Genomic DNA, 14120 nt, shown 5'->3' with positions numbered 1-14120 from the left:
GATCGCCACGCTCGGGACACGCAAGGGCGACGGGATGCTGCATCCCGAAATTCGAGTACGACACCACTGTCCACAACTCGGTCCCTGATGGCCGCGACCATGACTGCTGACTGACCTGGTAGAAGCGATCGTCGTCCTCGCATAGATCCACGTCGCATAGCCTGGTCCTTCGCCCCAACGCAGGAGACCGCATCGTGAGCACTGACGGAACCGACAACGCGCAGCCGCATCCGGAAGCGGGGTATCCGCCGCCGCCGTTGCCGCAGTCGACTCCTGCCGGCTACGCCGTTCCGGAAGCTTCGTACGCTCCGGGGCATTCGCCGCAGAATCCGGTCGCGCCGCAGCCGCCCGTGAAGAAGGGTCTCGGCACCGGCGCCATCGTCGGCATCATCGTGGGAGCGGTCGTCGTGCTCATCGCGATCGTGGCCCTGATCCTGGCGGTTGTGCGACCCGGGGGAGCGCCCGCGGCCGGCGGTGCCGGCCCGGAGACCGTCACGCCGGGGAGCGTCGTGCAGGGGTACCTGGAAGCGCTGGCCGCCTCCGACGCCGAGACCGCACTGTCGTACGTCGACGATGCTCCAACGGACTCGCCCTTCCTCACGGATGAAGCGCTAGCGGCGTCGAACGCACTCGCGCCGATCACCGACATCGAGGTCACCGAGCCGACCGACGCCACGATGTCCGTCCGCGTCGTCGCGACCTACTCGATCGGGGATGTGCCCGTCACGGCCGAATACTCCGTGCACGAGTACGCCGCCGAAGGCGTGTGGCAGATGACCGCGGTCACCGCCGAGCTTGATTTCGCGGGCCGCTTCGAAGGCCTCGACATGACGCTCAACGGCATCCCTCTGGAAGCAAGTCCTGCCGTCGTGTTCCCCGGCACCTACGAGGTCGCCACCACCACCCCGAACTTCGTCGTCACGGGCGAGCCGGTGCTCACCGTGCGCGAACCGTTCGACTTCCCGAGCATGAGCGAGCTGAACGCGTCGTTGTCGGAGGAAGGCGTCCTCATCTTCCGTCAGGCGGTGAAGGATGCCGTGGCCGTGTGCCTCGCGTCGAAGAACTTCACCGCCGGGTGCGGGCTGGATCTGCCGGAAGTCTTGGACGACGGCACGCGGCTCATCGACGGCACTCTGACCCGTTCGCTGGCGGCCGAGGCGCAGGCGACGCTCGAGAACCTCCAGCCGCAGGAGTCCTACAGTGATCCTCTCGTCGTGTCGGGCGACTTCATCGGCGGCGTCCGCGTGACCGCCGATGTCGAGAAGGACGGCCAGAGCGGCAACGGCGAGGTGCTGTTCGCGCCGAGTCTCGGTGCGCCCGTCGTCGACTTCACGGCCGGCACACCGGTCGTGCGCTGGGACTGATCGCACGTGGCCGGATGGGGAAGAACCCTCCGGCCACACATCCAGCAAGAATGTGCCACAACGGCCTCGCCGCCGGGCTTGCATGAGGGATGTATGCCCGACTGCGCATAGGTTGGATGAAAGGCCCGCAGTCGGCGGGCCTGCTTAGGAGACCCATCCTCATGGATCTGTTCCAACTGATCAGCATCGCGGTAGTGGCGGGAGTCATCTTCGTCGTCGCGCTCATCGGCTTCATCATCTTCCGCGCCTGGTACCAGGTACCCAAGGCCGATGAGGCGATCGTCATCGTCGGTAAGAAGGCCCGCGACAGCACCGAGGGCGAAGCCAACAAGATGACCGTCATCAGCGGTCGCGGTGCGTTCGTCAACAAGCTCACGCAGCGGTCCGACAAGGTCTCGCTCCGGTCGCGTCAGATCAAGTTCGAGCCGACCGCGCAGACCATCAACGGCGTCACGATCGACCTCACCGGTGTCGCCCTGGTGAAGATCGGCTCGACGCCTGACCAGGTGCGTCGCGCCGCGGAGCGGTTCGCATCGCAGGACGACGCCATCGTCATCTTCACGACCGAGCAGCTCGAGGGGGCGCTGCGCGGTGTCGTGGCCAAGCTGACCGTCGAGCAGGTCATGCAGGATCGTCAGAAGCTCAGCGATGAGATCGCCGAGGGCATCTCGGGAGACCTGCTCGCGCAGGGTCTCGTGCTGGACTCGTTCGCCATCCAGGGCATCACCGACAAGAACGACTACATCTCCGCGCTCGGCGCGAAGGAAGTGCAGCGCGTCAAGCGCGAGGCCGACATCGCCGAGATCGACGCGACGCGCGAGGTGAAGAAGCGTCAGCTCGCGGCCGACGAGGCCAACCTCATCGAGCAGACCGCGCTCGACAAGAACAGCGCTGCCGCGAAGTCGGAGGTCGGTCGTGCGAACGCGCAGGCCGAGCAGGCCGAGAACCTGGCGCGCGCCGAAGCCGAGCAGGGCGTGCTCCTGCAGGAGGCGAACAACACCCAGGCGCGCCTCGACGCCGAGGTGAAGAAGGTCGCCGACGCCGATAAGTATCGGGAGCAGACCTCTGCCGACGCTGCGGCCTACACGCAGCAGGCGGCGGCGGATGCTGAGGCGTACAAGCGCGAGAAGAACGCCGAGGCCGACCGAAAGGTCGCTCAGGAGCGCTCGGATGCCGAGGCATACGCCGTCAAGGCGCAGGCGTCCGCACGCGAGGCGTCCGCGTCCGCTGAGGCTGCAGCGGTTCGGATGCAGGCAGAAGCGGATGCCGCCGCTGTGCGAGTGCAGGCCGAAGCCGAGTCGGAGGCCATCCGCCTTCGCGGTTTGGCCACGGCCGAGGCGCTGACCGCTGAGGCGGCCGCACTGCGGGAGGACCAGGACGCGATCCTCGCCCGGGAGATCATCGGCCAGCTGCCGCAGCTCATGGCGGAGTTCGCCAAGGGCTACGAGAAGGTCGGCAACATCACCCTGATCGGCGGGGACAGTGCGGCGACCCACCTCGCCCGCGAGCAGGCTGCGAGCCTCACGGCGACGTTCGAGAGCGTCAAAGCCACGACCGGTCTGGACCTCAGCGCAGTGATCCAGGGGCAGGCGCTCGGCCGCGGCATCGCGGAGGGGGCGCAGACGACCTTCGCCGATGCTCCGCAGGCCGCGATCACCGAGGGCGGCCCCGCGGCTCCGGGCGCCTGACGCGGTTCCACGCGGCCGGCTGTGTCGACGACTTCGTCGATGCGGCCGGCCGCGACGCGTGTACGCCCGGTGCTGTCAGGTCCAGATCTGGTCGAGGGGGATGTCGCGCCCCAGCACGTTCGCGGCCGCGCGATGCCCCGAGCACAGCGCCGCGGTCACCGTGGCCGGGTCATCGGTCCAGGTCGCCTCGCCCGCGATGTGCAGCACACCGCCGATCGGCGTTGCGAGGTCGTCGTGGTCGGCCGTCGTCGAGCCCACCGTCATGTAGGCGTACGAGCCGCGCGCGAACGGATCGTCCTGCCAGGCGGTGAGCGTGACATGCGTGGGCGGCTGCATCCGATCGCCGTAGAGGCGCTCCAGCTGGTCGAGGATCGACTCGACGAGCTGCTCGCCGTCCCAGTCGCGCGTTTCCACCGCGGCGGGTCCGGCGGCGAACGTCAGCAGCGTGGGGGTGCCGTGCAGCGGCGTGAGGTCGTACCAGGAGTGCCACCACCGCCCCTCGGGTCCCTGCTGGCGGATCGCGTACACCTCGTCGTCCCAGAACTTCGTCGGGAAGCGCAGGAAGACCTTCTCGAAGGCGTTCATCGTGAGCCGGCTGAGCGCGCCGGCGACAGGTTGGGGGAGGGGCGGATCGATGACGAAGTCGTCGGACTGCAGCACGCCGACCGGCACCGTGACGATCGCGGAGGCGGCGGAGAACGTGCCGCGGTCCGTCACGACGACGACTCCTTCGGCCGACCACTCGACCCCCGACGCGACGTGCGACAGGCGGACATCCAGCCCTTCCGCAAGGCCGGCCGGAAGCCGGTCGTACCCGTCAGGGAACACCACCTCGTCGCCGTCGACCGTGTCGTCGTCGAGACCGTGCGCGGCGAGATCTTCGATCCACGCGCCGTACTGCTCCTCCGACCGGTGCTCCAGATACTCCCGCACGCGCTGGGTGCGCTCATCGTGCCATCCCTGCGCGGCCAGCGCGGCCTCGGTCACGTCGCGATAAGAAGCATCCGGAGCGGACGCCGCGACCGTGTCGAGAAGTGTGGCATCGACGGTGTGGATGTCATCGATGAAGGCCTGCGCCGCGGCATCGGTCAATCGCGTCCCATCCACGCCGTAGTAGGCGATGGGGCGGCTGTCGGGCTGGTAGCCCCCGACCGTGAACTCGACCATCGGCATGCCGAACGCCTCGGCGGCCGCGGCGACAGGGGAGTCGTTGATGCCGTGGATCCAGGACGCCCCGAGGTCGGTGACGAGTCCGTCCGCGCGGTCCGTCCACACCCGACCGCCCACGCGATCGCGGGCCTCGAGCACCACGACTTGCCGGTCCGCCTTCGCCAGGAGTCGCGCCGCCGTCAGGCCTGCGACGCCCGCACCGATGACGATCGTGTCGAAATGCTCCATGGTGGACCTTCCTTCGAGGTGCACGCGTCGTGCATGCGTCTCCGACGCTAGCGACCCCCTGTCGATCGTGCGACACCCGGCAAACCATCCAACTCTAGACGACCGGTCTATTTGCGGTACGATGGACGGATGCCACTCACAGCCAAGGCCGAACTCACCCGTGACGCGATCCTCGCGACCGGGGGAGAGCTGATCCTCTCCAAGGGTTTCGTCGGTGTCGGGCTGCAGGAGATCCTGTCGACGTGCGGTGTGCCGAAGGGGTCGTTCTACCACTACTTCTCGTCGAAGGAGGGGTTCGGGGTAGCGGTGCTCGAGCGTTACGTCGAGACCTACCTCGCCGCGGTGGAGGGACTCGTCCAGCGACCGGGATCTGCACGCGAGCGCATCCGGAACCTCGGCGCAGCCTGGGCGGGGCGGGCGGGCGATGCCTCGGCCGATCGCTGCCTCGTGGTCAAGCTCTCCGCTGAGGTGTCGAGCATCTCCGACCCCATGCGCGTGGTGCTGGCCGATGGGGTCACGCGCTTGATCGACCTCCTCGCCACCGTCGTTGACGCGGGATACACCGACGGCTCGATTCCCGACCGCGCCCCCGCACGCCAGCTCGCCGAGTCGCTGTACGAGCTGTGGCTCGGCGCGGCACTGCTCGACCGCCTGATGGGCGACGGTTCGCCGTTCGATGCGGCGCTGCGCACCACCGACACTCTTCTCGACTGAATCCGGTCGCAGATCCCGGCCGCACAACGGCCCCGACAACCGAAGGAACCCACACCATGCGCGCACTCATCCACAACTCGTTCGGCGAAGCCACCGAGGTCCTCGAGATCGCCGAGCGGCCGCTGCCCGAGCCTGGTCCGGGTCAGGTACGCGTGCGCACGGTGCTGTCACCGATCCACAACCACGACCTCTGGACGATCCGCGGCACGTACGGCTTCAAGCCCGAACTGCCCGCCGCTTCCGGCACGGAGGCCGTCGGTATCGTCGACGCACTGGGCGAGGGCGTCGAGACGCTTCAGGTCGGCCAGCGGGTCGCAACCGGCGGCACCTTCGGGGTGTGGAGCGAGTACTTCGTGGCGAAGGCCGCCGCGCTCATCCCCGTTCCTGACGCGGTGAGCGACGAGACCGCCGCACAGCTCATTTCGATGCCGTTCAGCGCGCTGAGCCTGCTCGAGTTCCTCGATGTGAAGCCCGGCGACTGGATCGTGCAGAACACCGCCAACGGCGCCGTCGGCAAGCTCGTCGCGCAGTTCGCCGCGGGCCGCGGAGTGCGCGTCCTCGGCCTCGTGCGCCGCGACGCGGGCATCGAGGAACTGGCAGCACTCGGCATCCGTGACATCGTCTCCACCGAGAGCGCCGACTGGCGTGAGCGCGCCGCAGAGATCCTGGGCGACGCGACCCCGGTGGCTGCAGTCGATTCGATCGCGGGCGAGTCGGCGGGCGAACTGCTGTCGCTGCTCGGCGAGGGCGGCACGCTCGTGTCGTTCGGCGCCATGGGCACCGGCGTGCTGCAGCTCGCGTCCAGCGACCTCATCTTCAAGCAGACGACGGTCAAGGGCTTCTGGGGCAGCCGGGTGAGCCAGACGATGGATGCCGCGCAGCGCGGTCGCCTGTTCGGCGAGCTCGTGCAGCGCATCGCGTCCGGCGAGGTCAAGGTGCCGGTCGAAGCGGTGTTCCCGTTCGAGGAGGCCCGCGCGGCCGCCGCCGCGAACGCGACCCCCGGGCGCGCAGGGAAGATCCTGCTGCGCTTCTGACGGGTCAGCGCAGCGACAGGTACTCGCGGTGCATGGCGGTCTGCCAGAGCGCCGAGTAGGCGAAGAAGCCGGAGAGGTTGTCCCAGCCGGCGGTCCAGGTGAGTCGGCTGGCGATGTCCCAGACCGATGCGTCCGGGTCGTCGGCGAGGACCGCGGCGACCTCTCCGGTGCGCTTCAGGTGGTGAGCGGCGGACTTGTCCGCTCGGGCGACGAGTCCGGTGAAGCGGTACCCGTGTCCCGGAAGCACCTCGTGGTCGGGGTAGCGCTTCAGCGCGTCCAGCGAGGCGAGGTAATCCTGCAGCGGGTTGGTCTCGGTCGGTCCGCCGAGCCCGAGCCCGCCGTGCATGGTGGGCAGGAGCACGTCTCCGGTGAGCATCACCTGCTGCGCATCTCCGCGGATGCAGACGCTGCCCGCGGTGTGCCCGGGCGTGAGCATCGCGATCAGGTCGAATCCGGGGATGTCGAGCCGGTCTCCGTCCTGGAGCAGGCGGCCGACCTCCACGGTCAGGTGCGGCGGTGCGTGGTCGAGCATGGTCTCGATCTCGGCGCGCCGCGCATCCGGCACCATCCAGTCGTCGAGCTCCTGGACGACGGCCGACGGCGACCAGCCGCCGGGCCCCGCGATCTCGAGATCGCGCGCCTCGGTCGCGTGCATCTGCACGGGAGCGCCGCTCTCCAGATGCACCCGCTGCGCCATGCCGACGTGGTCGGGATGCAGGTGGGTCACCGTCACGGACTGGATCGCGGCCACGGAGGCGCCGATCGACGCGAGTGCGGCCACCAGGCCGTCCCAGTTGGTGTCGGAGTCCCACCCCGGGTCGACGATGTGGATACCGCTGTCCGTGTCACGCACAAGGTACAGGAGCGAGTACGGGATGTGTCCGCCGGGCATGGCCGTTCCCAGCGCCCAGATCCCCTCGCGTACCCGCTCGAGCGGGGGCACCTCTCCCGAGCGGGAGGCGGCGAACTGGGCGGGGCTGCTGGCTTTCATGGGTTCCCGGTTTCGTGAGGAGTCAACGGACGATCTCGCCGGGTGCGCCGGCGGATATGCCCAGCTCCTGACGAACGACGACGAATCTCCAGCGTAGGACGCCGAAGGACGCACGCCGTGCGGGAGCCCGCTAGCCCATCTCTACGCCGGTGACCGGCACGCCGGCGCGCTCGTACACCAGCCACGTCGCGCCCTTCGGGAACCCCTGGGGCGGCTGGGCGAGGGTGAAGGCGGCGGGCACCCCGGTCCCGTCGGAGAACAGCCGCTTGCCGGTGCCGAACGTCACGGGATAGAGGAACAGGTTGAGCCGGTCGACGAGATCGGCCGCGAGCAGCGAGCGGGTCAGATGACCGCTGCCGATCACGTGGATCTCATCGAACCGAGTCTTCAGCGCGGGGACGTCGGTCGCGGCATCCCTCAGCACCGTCGTCCCTTCCCACGTCGGATCCGTGAGCGTGCGCGACACGACGAACTTCGGCATCGCGTTGAATTTCGCACCGATCCAGTTGTCGCCGTGCAGCGGCCAATACGAAGCGAAGATGTCGTAGGTCTTGCGGCCGAGCAGCAGCGCATCCATGCGTCTGATGCCGGCGCCGATGGCCTCGCCCGACTCGTCATCGTCGAACGCACCCTGCCAGCCGCCGTATGCGAAGCCGCCCTCGCGGTCCTCGTCCGCACCTCCGGGCGCCTGGTAGACGCCGTCGAGGGTGAGGAACAGGTCGACCGAGATGATTCCCATGAGGAGCTCCTTCTTTCGTTCTCTCCATCCTTCTCGCGCCGATCGTGGCGTCAACCCCTTGCGCATCAGGCGCAACAGGGCTGTGGTGAGGGGGTGAGCAGCGTGCAATCGTGATCCGCCGCCGGCGGCCGTCCGAGGGAGACGCCGTCGACGTGCGCACCGCGGGTGGGATCGTGCGCGGTGTGCGCGAACGCGGACTGCTCGCCTGGCGGGGCATCCCGTACGCCGCACCTCCCGTCGCCGCGCTGCGGTTCGCGAGTCCGGTCAAGCCCGCGCCGTGGGAGGGCATCCGTGACGCCAGGGCGTTCGGTCCCACCGCCCCGCAGTCGATCCGCAATCCGCTGATCCATCCGCCGACGGTGGTGATCGCCGCGGACGAGGACTGTCTGACGGTCAACGTGCATGCCCCGGTCGACGCCGACCGCGCTGCATCCGCCTTGCCTGTCATGGTGTTCATCCATGGTGGCGGCTACAGCGGGGGATCGTCCCGGGACTTCTCGGGGCAGGGCGAGGGCTTCGTGCGCGACGGGCGTGTGGTCTACGTCAGCTTCAACTACCGCCTCGGAGCACTCGGCTACATCGACTTCAGCCGCTATTCGACTCCCGGCCGCACGTTCACCTCGAACCTCGGCCTGCGGGATCAGGTGGCGTTGCTGGAATGGGTGCGCGACAACATCGGCGCCTTCGGAGGGGATGCGGCGAACGTCACCGTGTTCGGGGCATCCGCCGGGGGCAATGCCGTCATCACGCTCATGGCGACCCCGTCGGCGGACGGGCTGTTCGCCCGGGCCATCGCGCAGAGTCCTCCGCCGCACGCGGTCTACCCGCCGTCGCTCAGCGCCCGCTGGGCAGGGGAGTACGTCGCGATCCTCCAGGACATCGTCGAGACGCACGCCCGACGGGAACCAGACGGCGACGTCCCCGCGCAGAGCCCGCATGAGCTGCTCGCCACCGCCGGCGTGAACGATCTCGTCGCGGCGTGCACGACGCTCCAGGTCCGCACGCCCGATGCGTATCCCGGCACCTTCTGCCTCGCGCCGGTCATCGACGGCGAGTTCCTGCCGAGGACACCGCTGCAGGCGTTCCGTGACGGGACGGTGCATCCGGTGCCCCTCATCATCGGCACGAACGATCGGGAGGGGTCGATCTTCCGAGGCCGCGTCGACATCCTCCCGCGCACACCGTCACGCATCGCCGCGCTGTTCGCCCAAGCGCCGCCGGGGTCGCGACGCCGCATGCGGGCGGCATACCCCGGGCTATCCACCCGGCGGACGGCGGCGGATTTCGGTGGCGACTACGGCTTCTGGTTCCCGAGTACGCGCGCGGCGGACTTCCACTCCCGGCACGCAGCCACCTGGATGTACCGGTTCGACGTCGCCCCGCGACTGCTCGAAGTGCTCGGTCTCGACGCGACGCACGGCGTGGAGATGTTCGCACTGTTCGACCGCACGGACCTCGCCCTGGCCCGCTTCATGACGGCGTTCGGCGGTGCCGAGGAGTACGAAGCGGCGGGGGAGCGGATGCGGGCGATGTGGCTCCGCTTCGCGGCGGGAGGTCCGCCCGACGTTGACTGGCCGCCCTACGACGAGCGGGAGCGGTCGACGCTGATCATCGACGAGGTGGATCGTGTGGAGATCGACCCGCGTCGGGGCAGGCGGCACGCGTGGACCCGGTTCCTCCCCGAGCTCGCGGGGTGATGCGGACGCCACCTGATCGACCATCGGCCGACGCGGGATTCATCCGGCCGAGTCGCCGCGACACACGGCGTGTCCGCCGATAGTCTCGACCCCGACGCACCACCGCCCGTCACCCTCGACGCTGATCCCGCGTCGCCCGTCACCGGAGGAAATCCCTTGTCTGAGCAGCCCGCACCATCCGCCTGGAAACGCTTCTGGGAGCGAGGGGGTTTCTGGAAAGCCCTGCTGCTCGCGGCGGTGTACTACGGCGTCTACCAGCTGATCGCGATCGGGGTGTTCTTCACTCTCGGCCAGTTCAGCGGGCCCGCGGGGAGCCCGCTCAACATCGCCGTGACGACCGGCCTCCCGATCCTGCTCACGGGTGTCGTGCTCGTGCTGTTCGCCTGGTCGATCGGTTGGCTGCGCGAGCTCTTCGGGCCGCAGCCCATCCGCGGGCGCGGCTGGATGTGGATCGCTGTCGCTGTCGTGCTGGTGACGAACATCGCGCGCTTCGCCGCTCTGGACTACGCCGAGGCAGGCTTCGCGATCGTGATCGCCTGGCTGTTCACCGGCTTGTGCATCGGCTTCGTCGAGGAGCTCGTCACCCGCGGATACGTCGTGAACCTGATGCGCAAGCACGGCTACTCCGAGATCCTCGTCGCCGTGGCATCCGCCGGCATCTTCGCGGCGCTCCACATCGGCAATGCGTTCGGCGGGCAGCCGATCCTCGCGACAGCGATTCAGGTCGGCTACACCTTCGCCTTCGGCATCTGCATGTACCTCGCGCTGCGCGTGACCGGCAACATCATCTGGCCGATCCTGCTGCACGCCTCGACTGACCCGAGCGTCTTCCTGCTGACGGCCTACCCCTCGGGCGGCAGCTTCAGCTCACTTGCCGGCCTCGGCAACATCGTGGTCATCATCACCGGGCTGGTGCTGCTCATCTTCATCCGCGGCAGCGTCACCCCGAAGAGCGGGTCGCCGGAGTTCGCGACGTCATGACTCCAGCGGTCGTACGCGGCGGAGTCACCGTCATCCTGATCGGGATGCTGGGACTGCTCGCCGCGTGCGCCCCCGAGCCGATCCCGACGTCCACGGCGGCGGCGCCGACCGCGTCGCCCGTCCCCGTGGCGACGGTGGAGCCGACGGCGACTCCGGAGCCGGAGCCCACTCCCGGGCTGTGCGACGCGGGCAGTCTCGTCGCGATCTGGGCGCACTACGACGACGACCTCATCTTCGGTCACACCCGGGTCGCCGAGGCGCTCGACGCGAACAAGTGCGTCACGATCGCCTACCTCTCGGCGGGGGATGCCGGTCGCGGCCTGGACTACTCGCTGGGCCGGGAACAAGGCATCCGCAACGCCTACGACACCCTCCGCGGCTACGACGGGCAGTGGAACGAGAGCGCCGACGTGCTCGAGACCGGGGTGACCGTGGAGGAGTGGACGCCGGTGGGCGATCCGCGCCTGCAGCTGCTGTCGTTCCGCCTGGTCGACGGCAACATCGATGGCAGCGGGTTCGAGAGCATGGGCTACGAGAGCCTTGCGAAGCTCGCCGCGGGCACGATCCCGACCGTGCGCGACGTCGACGGCCCGCAGCAGCTCACTCGCGACGACATCACCCACTCCCTCGTCGAGATCATCGGTGATGCCGATCCGGATGCCGTGCTGACAGGCATGCCGCAGGAAGCGGTAGATCTGGCGCGCGGCGATCACTCCGACCATTCCACGACGGCGTCGTTCGCGCGCGCCGCCTGGCGGAGCATGGATCTGGATGCCGCAGCCGTGACGTACGCGATCGGATACCAGACGTCGGACTACCCGGTGAATGTCGAGGGTGACGAACTCGCCCGCAAGGTCGCCGCCTTCTCGGCCTACGCCGTGCAGGATCCGGTGACCGCGAACTGTCGCGACCTCGATTCGTGCCTGAACCTGCGTCTGTTCGGCGGCTGGCTGCAGCGCGAGTACTCCAAGAACGCTACGGAGCTCGACCTGGGCTGAGTCGAAGTCCCCGGGGCTAGGTTCCGTCGACCGCGGCATCGAGTGACGCGACGAGGTACGCGTTCCGTTTGCGGATGAGTCGTCGCAGGTAGGGCACGAGCACAACCCGCTCGGCCAGTCGCCCGAAGAACGGCGATGCGACCGTGAGGGTGTCGGTCATCACGGTGGTGCCGGCATCCTGCACGAAGGCGTGCTCGTGCACGAACGAGCGGAACGGGCCGGAGACCTGTTCGTCGACGAAGCGATGCGGGCGATCGAGGGCCGTTATGCAGGAGGTCAAGGTGAACCAGATGCCGAAGTGCCGCGCCCTCCAGGTGACGGACTCGCCCAGACCGATCGATCCGCTGGTCACTCCGCCGACGGCCGTCTCGCCCGAGTCGTGCATCGACGCGAGGTGCGCATCGATGTCGAGGGATGCCGCGAACATCGCGTCGACCGGATGCTCGGTGCGCGTGACGATGACGAAGGTGCTGGGCACCCATCGATCATGTCAGGCCGGCGCTACCGGCAGCCCGCGGCGGCGTCGATCATGGCCTGGGACGGGTAGCCGTAGGCCTGCACGCCGTTGCCGTCGGCGGTGTGCCCTATGCTGATCGCCCACGCGGTCGCCCATTCCTCATTCGCGGATTGGCTGTCGGAATCGAACATGTCGCTGCACTTCGATGTGATCGCGTGCCCGACCTCGTGCGCGACGAGTGCGCGGGAATCGGCGGACGGCCACTCCTCAGCGACCGAGTTCGTCAGCGTGATCTTGGAGAACCCGCCGCGGGCAGTGTTCCAGGTAGCCGTTCCGGCCATGCCGTCCTGGCCGCCGAGGCCGTTGACGATCGGACTCCAGTCGAACTCGAGCAGCACGCCGCTGGCGATGGATCGCGCGTACTCCTCGATCTCCAGACGAGTGGCGAGCAGCGGGCCCGCCTTCTCGGCGAGTTCGGCCTGTGCCGACTGCTGGAGGGTGGCCGCACGGGCGGCATAGGTCGCGAGCGCGCCGGCCGCTTCGGCCCGCAGTTGGGTCTGCTGCGCCGCGGCCAGGGCCGCATCGCGGAAGTCGAGCACGGCGACCGTGCGCGCTGACACGTTTGCCGCTTCCAGCGCGGCCGCTGCCGGCGTCACCGCGGCGAACACGGCTGTGGCGGACGCGCCCAATGCCTCATGGGACGCCTCTACGGCCGCTTCCGTGTCTAGGGCCGTGTCGGCGTAGGACTCCAGGTCTTCGGCGTTCTCGTGCAGCAAGGGAGCGGCGTCGAACAGCTCCCACGTCCAGGCCGGCTTGACCGTCGACGCCGGGTCGGCGGCATCGGCGAGCACCGCTTCCGCGGTCGCGACGGCCTCTGCGGTGGCCGTCCGCGCGTCGGTGAATGCGGTCCGGACCTCGGCGGCGACGAGGCCCTCGCTGCTGGACGTGACGCTGATGATCTCGTCGGCAGGCCCGATCGCCGCGGCGGCGTCCTGAGCTGCAGCGAGTAGGGCGTCCGACGCATCGTCGGCGGCAGCATCCGCCGTTATCACCTCGGATGCGGCGGCATCGAACGACCGATTCGCGTGGATGTGCACCGTGGTCACGGAGGCACCGACGAGCACGACCGCCGCAGCGCCGACGATCCACCACACCGTCGCTTTGCGGCTCGGCCCTCTGCGTCGAGGCGTCGACTGCGGCGCAGTGGCATCGACGGCGGCGTCTGGACGCACGTCGGAGTCCGCGATGTCCGTGACGCCGTCGTCATCCATTCTCGAACCCTAACCCGTGGTCGCCCTCACGCGAGGCCTGAGCCGAGCAGGAACGTCGCGCGTCGTGTCCAGGATCGCGGACCCGGTCGCGCAGATCGTCGATGACGCGACGGGATGCGGCCTCCGCACGATCAACGCGCTCTCGATCGCCTCGGCCATGGCGCAAACCTACCGAGCGAAGGGTGCAGGTGACACAGCCGTTAGGCTCACCCAATGCGCGTACGGCCGATCGACCTCGTGGACGTCTTCGTCTACCTCGTGGTGCTGGGCGTCTTCATCCAGCTGTTCCCGGAAGTCATCACCGAGACGTTCCTGCTGGCGCTGCTGACCGCGATCCTGCTCAAGATCGTGCTCGAGGTGGTCGTGTGGGTCAAGACGAAGCTCGTCGGACGCCTCCGCGCTGCAGACAGCGTCGCGGCTCGCGTCATCGGTGTCGTCTCGTTGCTGGTCGTGATGCCCGGCAGCAAGTTCCTCGTACTCGAACTCGTCGCCTTCGCCTTCGGCGGAGCCGTGCACCTCGGCAGCTTCTTTCAGGTCACCGCGCTGATCATCTGCCTGATGCTGGCGCGCGGCGGGATGCGGCTGCTGTTCCGCCGCGAGGGTGAAGTCGCAGCATCCTGACTCAGGGCTGTCCCTTCTGGATCCACCGGGTGTGCGCCTTCATGGCGTGGAACACGGCGAGCCGGATGACCCAGTACGACGCGAATACGACGATGGTCACCATCACCAGGTAGATCACGATGGGTGCAAAGGCGAAGAAGGCTCCGGAATCGTACATGAGCCCGAGG

At 68.6% G+C, this 14120-nt stretch carries 14 protein-coding genes; 8 read left to right on the top strand and 6 right to left on the bottom strand.

Features of this window, described 5'->3' with window-relative positions; genetic code table 11:
* The first annotated feature begins 194 nt into the window (after positions 1–194).
* A complete protein-coding gene (locus tag ASD65_RS04090) occupies positions 195–1364 on the top strand; it encodes a DUF4878 domain-containing protein (protein ID WP_056218879.1) in 1170 nt (389 codons plus the stop codon).
* A gap of 161 nt (positions 1365–1525) precedes the next feature.
* Positions 1526–3052: an SPFH domain-containing protein gene (locus tag ASD65_RS04085; RefSeq protein ID WP_056218876.1), complete on the top strand. Its 1527-nt coding sequence runs from the start codon at positions 1526–1528 to the stop codon at positions 3050–3052.
* A 75-nt stretch (positions 3053–3127) separates the two neighbouring features.
* On the opposite strand, the gene ASD65_RS04080 is transcribed toward ASD65_RS04085, so the two are convergent.
* The gene (locus ASD65_RS04080; RefSeq protein ID WP_056218874.1) at positions 3128–4450 is read right to left on the bottom strand and encodes a flavin monoamine oxidase family protein; all 1323 of its coding nucleotides are present in this window, start codon (positions 4448–4450) and stop codon (positions 3128–3130) included.
* Positions 4451–4579: 129 nt separating this feature from the next.
* Between ASD65_RS04080 and ASD65_RS04075 the strand changes: the two genes are divergently transcribed.
* Positions 4580–5164: a TetR/AcrR family transcriptional regulator gene (locus ASD65_RS04075; protein WP_056218871.1), complete on the top strand. Its 585-nt coding sequence runs from the start codon at positions 4580–4582 to the stop codon at positions 5162–5164.
* A gap of 56 nt (positions 5165–5220) precedes the next feature.
* Positions 5221–6198 (top strand): zinc-binding dehydrogenase, encoded by a 978-nt coding sequence (locus tag ASD65_RS04070; RefSeq protein ID WP_056218869.1) that lies wholly within the window; start codon positions 5221–5223, stop codon positions 6196–6198.
* A gap of 4 nt (positions 6199–6202) precedes the next feature.
* On the opposite strand, the gene ASD65_RS04065 is transcribed toward ASD65_RS04070, so the two are convergent.
* Entirely contained in the window at positions 6203–7189 is a 987-nt protein-coding gene (locus ASD65_RS04065; RefSeq protein WP_056218866.1) for an MBL fold metallo-hydrolase, read from the bottom strand.
* 130 nt (positions 7190–7319) lie between these two features.
* A complete protein-coding gene (locus ASD65_RS04060; RefSeq protein WP_056218863.1) occupies positions 7320–7928 on the bottom strand; it encodes a dihydrofolate reductase family protein in 609 nt (202 codons plus the stop codon).
* Positions 7929–8038: 110 nt separating this feature from the next.
* Here ASD65_RS04060 and ASD65_RS04055 point away from each other — a divergent pair, with 110 nt between their 5' ends.
* The 3 genes from ASD65_RS04055 to ASD65_RS04045 all read left to right on the top strand — a co-directional run bounded on the left by ASD65_RS04055 (position 8039) and on the right by ASD65_RS04045 (position 11604).
* Positions 8039–9625, top strand: a complete 1587-nt coding sequence (locus ASD65_RS04055) for a carboxylesterase/lipase family protein (RefSeq protein WP_200948617.1) — start codon at positions 8039–8041, stop codon at positions 9623–9625.
* Between the two features lie 156 nt (positions 9626–9781).
* Positions 9782–10606, top strand: a complete 825-nt coding sequence (locus ASD65_RS04050) for a CPBP family intramembrane glutamic endopeptidase (RefSeq protein ID WP_056218860.1) — start codon at positions 9782–9784, stop codon at positions 10604–10606.
* Positions 10603–11604 (top strand): PIG-L family deacetylase, encoded by a 1002-nt coding sequence (locus ASD65_RS04045; RefSeq protein ID WP_056218857.1) that lies wholly within the window; start codon positions 10603–10605, stop codon positions 11602–11604. Before ASD65_RS04050 ends, ASD65_RS04045 begins: the two co-directional genes overlap by 4 nt.
* Before the next feature lie 16 nt (positions 11605–11620).
* Here the strand turns inward: ASD65_RS04045 and ASD65_RS04040 are convergent, their stop codons facing one another.
* Both ASD65_RS04040 and ASD65_RS04035 read right to left on the bottom strand, forming a co-directional pair.
* A complete protein-coding gene (locus ASD65_RS04040) occupies positions 11621–12082 on the bottom strand; it encodes an SRPBCC family protein (RefSeq protein ID WP_056218854.1) in 462 nt (153 codons plus the stop codon).
* A gap of 23 nt (positions 12083–12105) precedes the next feature.
* The gene (locus ASD65_RS04035) at positions 12106–13332 is read right to left on the bottom strand and encodes a hypothetical protein (protein WP_056218851.1); all 1227 of its coding nucleotides are present in this window, start codon (positions 13330–13332) and stop codon (positions 12106–12108) included.
* 213 nt (positions 13333–13545) lie between these two features.
* Here ASD65_RS04035 and ASD65_RS04030 point away from each other — a divergent pair, with 213 nt between their 5' ends.
* Positions 13546–13953 carry a hypothetical protein gene (locus tag ASD65_RS04030; RefSeq protein WP_056218848.1) on the top strand — a complete coding sequence of 136 codons (408 nt, stop codon included), beginning with the start codon at positions 13546–13548 and terminating at the stop codon, positions 13951–13953.
* 1 nt (position 13954) lies between these two features.
* Here the strand turns inward: ASD65_RS04030 and ASD65_RS18915 are convergent, their stop codons facing one another.
* Complete coding sequence (locus ASD65_RS18915; RefSeq protein ID WP_156378774.1) at positions 13955–14110, bottom strand: hypothetical protein; 156 nt, start codon at positions 14108–14110, stop codon at positions 13955–13957.
* Positions 14111–14120: the final 10 nt, after the last annotated feature.

Origin of the sequence: Microbacterium sp. Root61, assembly GCF_001427525.1 — a bacterium.
Lineage (GTDB): Bacteria > Actinomycetota > Actinomycetes > Actinomycetales > Microbacteriaceae > Microbacterium.
Note: the sequence above shows the minus strand (reverse complement) of the source record. Positions and strands in the feature narration are given on the sequence as shown.

Bases quoted from the DNA above. Each gene is read 5' to 3' on its own strand.
- ASD65_RS04035 (WP_056218851.1), bottom strand. From the start codon at position 13,332: ATGGATGACGACGGCGTCACGGACATCGCGGACTCCGACGTGCGTCCA.
- ASD65_RS18915 (WP_156378774.1), bottom strand. From the start codon at position 14,110: ATGTACGATTCCGGAGCCTTCTTCGCCTTTGCACCCATCGTGATCTAC.
- ASD65_RS04060 (WP_056218863.1), bottom strand. From the start codon at position 7,928: ATGGGAATCATCTCGGTCGACCTGTTCCTCACCCTCGACGGCGTCTAC.
- ASD65_RS04045 (WP_056218857.1), top strand. From the start codon at position 10,603: ATGACTCCAGCGGTCGTACGCGGCGGAGTCACCGTCATCCTGATCGGG.
- ASD65_RS04030 (WP_056218848.1), top strand. From the start codon at position 13,546: ATGCGCGTACGGCCGATCGACCTCGTGGACGTCTTCGTCTACCTCGTG.
- ASD65_RS04075 (WP_056218871.1), top strand. From the start codon at position 4,580: ATGCCACTCACAGCCAAGGCCGAACTCACCCGTGACGCGATCCTCGCG.
- ASD65_RS04085 (WP_056218876.1), top strand. From the start codon at position 1,526: ATGGATCTGTTCCAACTGATCAGCATCGCGGTAGTGGCGGGAGTCATC.
- ASD65_RS04080 (WP_056218874.1), bottom strand. From the start codon at position 4,450: ATGGAGCATTTCGACACGATCGTCATCGGTGCGGGCGTCGCAGGCCTG.
- ASD65_RS04070 (WP_056218869.1), top strand. From the start codon at position 5,221: ATGCGCGCACTCATCCACAACTCGTTCGGCGAAGCCACCGAGGTCCTC.
- ASD65_RS04065 (WP_056218866.1), bottom strand. From the start codon at position 7,189: ATGAAAGCCAGCAGCCCCGCCCAGTTCGCCGCCTCCCGCTCGGGAGAG.